Source organism: Dyella sp. SYSU CM1112, assembly GCF_058216415.1.
In genome coordinates, this window is sequence record NZ_JBZEGI010000099.1 from 1 (window position 1) to 292 (window position 292).

1 protein-coding gene is annotated in these 292 nt (G+C 54.5%); it reads left to right on the plus strand.

Annotated features, from left to right (window positions below; genetic code table 11):
* Nucleotides 1-9: 9 nt before the first annotated feature.
* The coding region (locus tag AC4HNJ_RS21790) for an EAL domain-containing protein (protein WP_490481712.1) at nt 10-292 on the plus strand (283 nt) is incomplete at its 3' end.

Below are 292 nucleotides of genomic sequence, written 5' to 3' on the forward strand. Positions count from 1 at the left end.
GGAATACGCATGGTCCGCGAGCTTCGCGAGGCACTCGACGACCATCAATTCGAGGTGTTGTATCAACCCCAGGTCAATCTGAACTCGTCAGCAATTATCAGCTACGAAGCACTTCTGCGGTGGCGCCATCCACTCCGAGGGTTGATCGAGCCTCAAGATTTCATGCGCTCCGCCGAATCTTCCGGACTCATCATTCCCATCGGATTACAAGCTCTGGATATGATTTGCGCCCAAACAGCGTCGTGGCCTGAGCACATGATGGTTGCGGTCAACTTTTCGCCTCGCCAACTCG